General features: G+C 41.2%; 6 protein-coding genes. All 6 read left to right on the top strand.

The window, feature by feature from the left end; genetic code table 11:
- The first annotated feature begins 35 nt into the window (after positions 1-35).
- From carB to WKI49_02585, 6 genes are read left to right on the top strand one after another with little or no spacing between them, the layout of a single operon-like run.
- Positions 36-1,628 (top strand): carbamoyl-phosphate synthase large subunit, encoded by a 1,593-nt coding sequence (gene carB / locus WKI49_02610; GenBank protein MEJ7621395.1) that lies wholly within the window; start codon positions 36-38, stop codon positions 1,626-1,628.
- Positions 1,625-2,149 (top strand): NTPase, encoded by a 525-nt coding sequence (locus WKI49_02605; GenBank protein ID MEJ7621394.1) that lies wholly within the window; start codon positions 1,625-1,627, stop codon positions 2,147-2,149. The genes carB and WKI49_02605 overlap by 4 nt, the downstream gene beginning before the upstream one ends.
- A 36-nt stretch (positions 2,150-2,185) precedes the next feature.
- Positions 2,186-2,482 (top strand): hypothetical protein, encoded by a 297-nt coding sequence (locus tag WKI49_02600; protein ID MEJ7621393.1) that lies wholly within the window; start codon positions 2,186-2,188, stop codon positions 2,480-2,482.
- Positions 2,472-3,221, top strand: coding sequence for a TIGR00730 family Rossman fold protein (locus WKI49_02595; GenBank protein ID MEJ7621392.1), 750 nt, complete (start codon positions 2,472-2,474; stop codon positions 3,219-3,221). Before WKI49_02600 ends, WKI49_02595 begins: the two co-directional genes overlap by 11 nt.
- Positions 3,218-4,369 carry an exonuclease subunit SbcD gene (gene sbcD / locus WKI49_02590; GenBank protein ID MEJ7621391.1) on the top strand — a complete coding sequence of 384 codons (1,152 nt, stop codon included), beginning with the start codon at positions 3,218-3,220 and terminating at the stop codon, positions 4,367-4,369. Before WKI49_02595 ends, sbcD begins: the two co-directional genes overlap by 4 nt.
- Entirely contained in the window at positions 4,350-7,745 is a 3,396-nt protein-coding gene (locus tag WKI49_02585) for an AAA family ATPase (protein MEJ7621390.1), read from the top strand. Before sbcD ends, WKI49_02585 begins: the two co-directional genes overlap by 20 nt.
- Positions 7,746-7,806: the final 61 nt, after the last annotated feature.

The following is a 7,806-nucleotide window of genomic DNA, read 5'->3' as shown; positions in this document are numbered from 1 at the left end:
ATGCCTTTTAGGCTTGAGTTAAAATAATGAGTTTAATGAAGAAAGTATTAATCCTTGGCAGTGGACCAAATCGTATAGGTCAAGGTATAGAGTTTGACTATGCCTGCGTCCATGCGGTCTTTGCCCTAAAGGAGCAGGGAATAGAGACCATAATGGTTAACTGCAACCCAGAAACTGTCTCTACAGACTACGACACTGCGAACGCTTTATACTTTGAGCCAGTGGTTTTGGAAAATGTGCTTGAGGTCATAAGAAGAGAAAAGCCCGATGGAGTCTTTCTCCAGTTTGGTGGTCAAACGCCTCTTAAACTCTCCCTTCCTCTCAAGAACCTTGGTATAAACATACTGGGAACTCCTCCAGAAAGCATAGATATGGCGGAGGATAGGGAGCTCTTTAAGAAACTTGTTGACAACCTTGGCATAAAACAGCCACCCAGTGGAACTGCAAGGACGAAGGAAGAAGCCATAAGAATAGCGGAAGAGCTTGGCTTTCCTGTGCTTGTGAGACCTTCCTATGTGCTTGGTGGCAGGGCTATGAGAATAGTTTATGACAGGGAGGAGCTTATCCAATACCTTGAAGAGGCGGTAAGTGTGAGCTTTGAAAGACCCATACTCATAGACAAGTATCTTTCTGACAGTATAGAAGTGGATGTGGACGCCATAGGAGATGGTGAGGATTATCTAATAGGTGCGGTGATGGAGCATATAGAGGAGGCGGGTGTTCATTCAGGAGATAGCGCGGCAAGCATACCACCATACACTCTCTCAAAGGAAGTGGTAGAAGAGATAAAAAGACAGTCTAAGCTCATAGCGAAGGCTCTAAAAGTGAAAGGGCTTGTGAACCTTCAGTTTGCGGTAAAGGATGGTGAGGTCTACGTGCTTGAGGTTAACCCAAGGGCTTCAAGGACTGTTCCTTTTGTAAGCAAGACCATAGGCTATCCTTTGGCAAAGCTATCCGCTCTCGTGGGTATTGGTAAGTCTTTGAGAGAGCTTGTCCCAGAGGTATTTGAAAGACTACGGGAAGGCAAAGCCCACTTTGCCAGCGACTTTATGCCTTCAGACAAGAAGGTATACTCCGTCAAAGAGGTGGTCTTTCCTTGGAACAGGTTTCCAGAAGAAGACCCAGTGCTTGGACCCGAAATGAAAAGCACAGGAGAAGTTATGGGCATTGCAGAGGACTTTGGACTGGCTTACTACAAGGCACAGCTTTCTGCAGGTAGCAGGTTACCTTTGGAAGGCAAAGTTTTCCTTAGTGTGGCGGACAGGGATAAACCAAAAGTGATAGACCTTGCAAGAGGCTTTCTTGAGCTGGGCTTTGAAGTCTATGCCACTTCTGGAACATACAAGTTTCTAAAGGAGAGAGGATTGGATATAAAGCATGTGCTAAAGGTCTCCGAAGGAAGACCCAACGTGGTGGACATGATAAAAAACCAAGAGATACAGCTCATCATAAACACGCCCACAGGCAGAAAAGAGAGGAGCGATGCTTATCACATTAGGAGGTCTGCAATTCAATATGGCATACCTTACACAACCACTGTAAGAGGTGGATATGCCATGCTTGAAGCCATAAAAAGCTACATAAAGCACGGTGGTAGACTAAAGGTTTACGCCCTTCAGGACCTATGAAAATAGTGCTTACAGGAGAACCGGGTATAGGAAAAACCACACTCATAAAGAAGTTAGCAAAGGTTTTGGGAAACAAAGCCATAGGCTTTTGGACAGAAGAGGTTAGAGACCCAAAAACAAAAAAACGCACAGGCTTTAAGGTAGTCTCCACAGAGGGTAATAGCCTGCTTTTTGCCAGCAAAACCTTTACTTCAAAACATCTTGTAGGCTCTTATGGTGTAAATGTGCAAAGATTTGAAAGTGTTGCCCTTCCAATTCTTGAGAAAGCTCTTAGGGAAAACAAGGTGGTGCTTGTGGATGAAGTAGGCAAGATGGAGCTTTTCTCAAAGCCCTTTAGAGAGCTTATTAGAGCACTCATCCATGACCCCAGAAAGCATATGGTGATAACCATTCCTATAAGGGATGTGCATCCTCTTGTTGCAGAAATAAGAAGGCTCACGGGTGCGGTCCTTTTGGAAGTAAGCAAAGAAAACAGAGATGGGCTATTAGAGGATATTCTCAGCCTTCTTGACACATCCTGACTCTTTAGGCTATAGTTTTTAACAAGGAGGTGAACTATGAGAAAACTTTTACTTATAACTGGAATTGTTTCAGCCCTTAGCCTTTCCGTGCCCACAGACCTGTCTTTTGCAAATACGCAAACTAAAAAACAGGTGGTGCAGGGAAAGGCTAAGCAGGTAAATAAGAAGAGTTTGTCCGCTAAGAAAAGCTCAAAGAAAATCTTATCAAAAGGCAAGTCAAGGAATAAAAAAGTTGTCTACAAAAGACCTCGTTATGCCAAGAACATAAACAAGCCCCAAGAGGGTGAACTTCTCAAATTAGAGGGTATGATAAAAGGCATAAATGAACAGTGAAGAAATACGTCTCATAGAAGAGCTTAAAATAAGGCAGGGTGACACTTGGCGTGTCCTAAAGATAATGAGTGAGTTTGTCCAAGGTTTTGATGCTCTGTCTTCTGTAGGTCCTGCCATAACTTTTTTTGGAAGTTCAAGGCTTGATGAGACAGACCCCTATTACAAAAAAGCATACAGAACCGCCTTTATGCTTGGAAGTCTTGGCTTTCATATAGTTACAGGTGGTGGTCCAGGCATAATGGAGGCTGCAAACAGAGGAGGCAAAGACGCAGGAACTTTGTCTGTAGGATTAAACATCCAAATACCTACAGAGCAAATTCCCAACCCATACCAAAACCTTTCCCTTAACTTTGACTACTTCTTTGTGAGAAAGGTTATGCTATTGAGATATTCCACCGCCTACCTTATATTCCCCGGTGGTTTTGGGACACTTGATGAGCTCTTTGAAGCACTAACTCTTATACAAACAGGCAAGAGCCCAAGGTTTCCCATAATACTCTTTGGCTTTGAATACTGGAAACCTCTTCTTGACTTTATGAAAAACACTATGGTGTCTTATGGAACTATAGACAAAAGCGACATGGACCTAATATCTATATGTGATACTCCAGAAGAAGCGGTAGAGCTTATAATAAAAGAGATGGTTAACCTTTATAGAAAGCTTGAAAAGGAAGAGCCCTTTAATCCTATCTTTGAGAGGCTAAAGGCTATACTATACAAAGCAAACGCTTTACCATGAGGCTTTTACATATATCAGACCTTCATACAGGAAAGAGGCTATATGACAAAGTAAGCAGGAATGAAGACCTAATTTACGCCCTTGAGCAGGTAAAAAACATATGCAAAGAAGAAAGGGTAGACATTCTTTTGATAGCGGGAGATGTCTTTGACAAGAGAAACCCCGACTTTGAATCCCAAGCACTTATATTGGACTTCCTCACAGAAATGAACTCCATTGGACTGCACATATTACTCATAGCGGGAAACCACGACAGCTACGACTTTATGAAAATATACAAGAACCTAAGGAAACTCTCAAACATTCATGTCTTTGATAGACCTTCTACAAACCTCAAGGAAGTTATATTTCAATATGACCAGTTAAAGATTGCCTGCCTTCCCTATCCAGATGAAAGGGTCTTGACACACTTTGACGAAGAAAGGCGAAGAAGCTATGCGGAAAAAGTGGCGAATTACATGAAAGCCCTTGCACGCGAGGTTGAGGACTCACGCTACAGAGTCCTCGTGTCTCACTTAATGATAGAGAAGGCTAAGGTGGCAGGAAGTGAACTCCAATCAAGCGTAAGTCCTTACTATACGGTAAGAGCAGACACAATTCCGGATACCTTTCAGTATGTAGCCTTAGGGCATGTACATAGAAACCAAAGGATAGAAGGCACAGCATCTAAAGTTTACTACTCTGGCAGTCTCTACCAGATAGATTTTTCAGAAAAGGGTATGGATAAGTTTGTAAACTTGGTGGTGCTTGAGGATGGTATGGCAAAGGTGGAAACCATAAGGCTTGACCTAAAAAGACAGCTTGTGGAGATAAGACTCAAAGAAGGAGATGATATACAAAAGTCCCTTGAACCCTTGTCCAAGGAAAACCTACTGGTAAAGGTTGTCATGGAGGTAAGGATGTCAGACCCCTTTTTCCAGCACAAGAGAGATACGGTGTTTAAAATCCTCGGTGATAGGCTTGTAAGACTTGAAATGGAGCCTGTAGGGACCTATCAAGAGACAAAAACAGAAACAGGCAAAATAGACCTGCTTAGCCTGTATGAGGACTTTTATAGGTATAAATACAAGTCAGAGCCCTCACAAGAGCTAAAGGCTCTATTCCAAAAACTTATAGACAAGGTTAGCCATGAGACCCATAAAACTTGAACTTGAGAACTTTACCGTATACAGAGGAAAGCATAGCGTTGACTTTTCAGCCCTTGACTTCTTTACCATAAAGGGTAAGACGGGAGCGGGAAAGACAAGCCTTATTGATGCCATATGCTACGCCCTTTATGGAAAAGTTCCAAGATACGGAGGAGAAAGGGCACATGCATATCTTGTCTCAAAGGGTCAGAGGTTTATGCGTGTATCCTTAGAGTTCTCTGTTAGAGGAAGGAGATACAAAATAGAAAGAGAGTATGTGGAAGACAAAAGAAGAAATCAGTCAGAGTTTAGGTTTTACGAAGAGGGAAAGCCAAAGCCTTTTAGAGAAAGGGAATTAGAAGACTATCTCAAGAATGTGCTTAGGCTTGACTATGGTATTTTTACAAAGGTTATATTGCTACCTCAAAACCAGTTTGATAGGTTTTTAAAGCCACAAAATCAAAGAGAAAGAAGAGAAATACTCAATTCCTTGCTTGGATTTTCTGAGCTCATTTCCTCACTAAAAGACTTAGTGGGAGAAGAGTATAGACATCTCACTGGCAAACTTCAGCTTATGCAACAGAGATTTGAACAACTGGCTCATATAACTCCAGAACTTATACTTCAAAAGGAGAAAGAACTTGAGAGGGTGGAAAAAGAATATAAGGAGCTTTCAGAAAAGGCATCCAAACTAACAGACCTACTTCTAAGGTGTAAGGAACGGGACAGCCTTTTGCAGGAATACAAAAAAACATTGGAAAACTTAAACAATTTATCCCTTCAAGAAGAAGACATGGCACGAAAAAAACAACTTCTTGAGACCGCCCTTGAAATACTTCCTTACCTTCCAAGAGTAGAACAATATGAGAACCTTCTTTTACAAGAAGAAAAACTCAAAGAAGAGAAAAGGAAAAAAGAGCTTGACCTAAAAAAGTATTATGACGAAAGGGAGCTTGCGGAGCAAGAGTTTAAAAGGATAGAAGGAGAGTTTAAAAACCTTGAGTTATACAACAAGAAACGAATTGAGATAAGCCAAGCCATACAGCTTATTGAGCAATATTTAAGCTTCAAAAAAGACTTAGAAAAGATAGAGGAGGATATAGAACGTTTAGAGGAACAAAAAAACCTTTACGAAACACAGTTAAAGGAGCTAAGGGAAAGGTCTCGCAAAGGTTATGAGAAGATAAGAGAGGTGGAGCAAGCCATACAAAAACTTGAGGAAGAGGGTATAGAGCAAGAGTTTATTCAATCTCAGAGGATAAAGGAGCAGGTGGAGAAGTTGAATGAATTGAAAAGGAGGCAGGAACAGGTCAAAAAACAGGTAGAAACCCTTGAAAAAGACCTAAAAGGTAAGGAGGAGGAGCTAAACAAAGCACTAAAAGAAAAGGAGAAACTGGAGCATGCCATAGAAGAAGTAGAAAGAGATATATCTAACCTTAGGAACTTTTTAGAAAAAGAGGGTGAACTGCTTCAGGAGAGCTTTAGGCTTAAGGAACAGCTAAGTAAAGCTTTGGAACTCAAGCAGGTATGCGAAGAGAAAGCTATGCATAAACAAAAATTGCAAGAGTTGGAGAAAAACCTAAGCCTTATGGAAGAAGAGTTGGAAAAGCTAAAAGAAAGAAGACTTGAGGTGTATGCCTTTGAGATAAGGTCAAGGTTGAAGGAAGGAGACATATGTCCCGTATGCGGTCATAGATTGGAGCATATAGAATTTGAAGGAAAGGGAGAAGACATCGCAAGTCTAATCAAAAGACAAGAGGAATTAGAAAGAGCTATAAATGGTCTTAGGTCTGAGCTTTTTGAAAGGCAAGCCAAGTTTTCCCTTTTGGAAAATAAGGAAAAGGAATTGCAAGAATCACTGCATGGACTTTCCACAGAGGATATTCACAGAAAACTCTCTGAGGTAGAGGACATTCTAAAGGAAATTGAGGAAAAAAAGAGGCTTTTAAAGGACAAGGAGCAAACCTTAAGAGACCTCAAGACCAAACAATCTGAACTATCCAACTTTATAGACAACCTAAGGTCCGAAGAAGGCAGAATAAGAGAGGAGTTTCTCTCAAAGAACTCTTTCCTTGAAAGGCTTATAGAAGAAATAGACTCCTTAGTTAAGTCTTTGGGAGAACCTTTGGATGTGGTGCTTGAAAAGGTCAAAGAAGTAGAAAGGGCGTATGAGGAGCTTAGGTTGTTGAGGGAAAGGGAGAGGAAGTTTAAACAGAGGTTTGATGAGATACAAGAAGAGCTTATGGAAAAGGAAAAGAAGTATGCGGAGCTTGAAGAGAGGTTAAAGGGATTGGCAGAGCAGAAGAGGTCTTTGGAAGAAAAACTTATGGACTTAGGCGGTAGGGTTATAAAAGCTACCGGAGAAAGCCCCTCTGAACTCTTAGCACACAAGTTAGAAAAACAAAGCCAAGAGTTGGAACAAAAGGTAAAAGAAGTGCAGGAGAACTACCAAAAGACTCTCTCCTACTTGCAAAGGTTGAGAGAGCAAGAAACAAGGCTTACCTCGGATATTCAAAACATAGAAAGGATGCTTTATCAATTGCAGACTCAGAAACAAAGCATGGCAAGTGAGATATACTTTCTCCAAGAGAGGTTTGGTAGTTTGCAAAACCTCAAAAGATATGCTTTGAGTCAAGAGCAAATAAGAGAGCTTCAACAAGAGATAGAAGAATATAACAGAGAAAGGCATAATCTTGAAAATAGACTAAAGGAGCTTGAGGTAAAACTTCAAAGCCTAAGGGAACTTCCTGAAACCTCTCAGGTTGAAGAGGACTTAAAGAACTTAAACGCATCTATTGAGGAAAACAGAAGACTGCACGGAAGTCTCCACAGCGATATAGAAAAGCTAAAGAAAGACCTTTCCGAGAAACAAAGTTTGGAAAAGGAGCTTTCTGAGCTTCGCATGAACTTGAGTCTTTACGAAAGGCTAAGGAACGACCTTGTAGACAATCAATTTCCAGAGTATGTGAGCCAGCTTATGCTAAAAAGGATTATTGATAGGGCAAGTTATTACCTTTTTAAATTCACTACGGGACTTTTTACCTTTGACCTGATTGAGGGAGACCTGCATGTCTATGACCACTCTACTGGATATCACAGGGTTGTTTCCAGTTTGAGCGGTGGTGAGACCTTTTTGGCGAGCCTTTCTCTTGCCTTTGCGGTTGCGGACATACTTTCCCAGAATGCGCCTCTTGAAAGTCTTTTCATAGATGAAGGCTTTGGTTCTTTAGATAGGGAAACAAGAGATTCCCTTTCTGAGTTTTTTGATATGATAAGACAGTCCACAGACAGGCTTGTGGGAGTTATAACCCACGTGGAAGACATAGCGGAAAAGTTTAGTCAAAGAATAGAAGTGGAAAAAAGGGACGGCTACGCAAGGCTTAAGGTCATATATTAATACTCATGAGAACCATAAGCAAAGAAGAACTTAAGGAACTCTATCACAAGGACTTTCCACT

The sequence above is a fragment of the Aquificaceae bacterium genome, from assembly GCA_037722135.1.
Classification (GTDB): domain Bacteria; phylum Aquificota; class Aquificia; order Aquificales; family Aquificaceae; genus Pampinifervens; species Pampinifervens sericum.
The sequence above is the reverse complement of the archived record's forward strand: the minus strand, read 5'-3'. Positions and strand labels throughout refer to the sequence as shown.

Coding starts and splice junctions, on each gene's coding strand:
- carB (MEJ7621395.1), top strand. CDS start 36: ATGAAGAAAGTATTAATCCTTGGCAGTGGACCAAATCGTATAGGTCAA.
- WKI49_02605 (MEJ7621394.1), top strand. CDS start 1,625: ATGAAAATAGTGCTTACAGGAGAACCGGGTATAGGAAAAACCACACTC.
- WKI49_02600 (MEJ7621393.1), top strand. CDS start 2,186: ATGAGAAAACTTTTACTTATAACTGGAATTGTTTCAGCCCTTAGCCTT.
- WKI49_02595 (MEJ7621392.1), top strand. CDS start 2,472: ATGAACAGTGAAGAAATACGTCTCATAGAAGAGCTTAAAATAAGGCAG.
- sbcD (MEJ7621391.1), top strand. CDS start 3,218: ATGAGGCTTTTACATATATCAGACCTTCATACAGGAAAGAGGCTATAT.
- WKI49_02585 (MEJ7621390.1), top strand. CDS start 4,350: ATGAGACCCATAAAACTTGAACTTGAGAACTTTACCGTATACAGAGGA.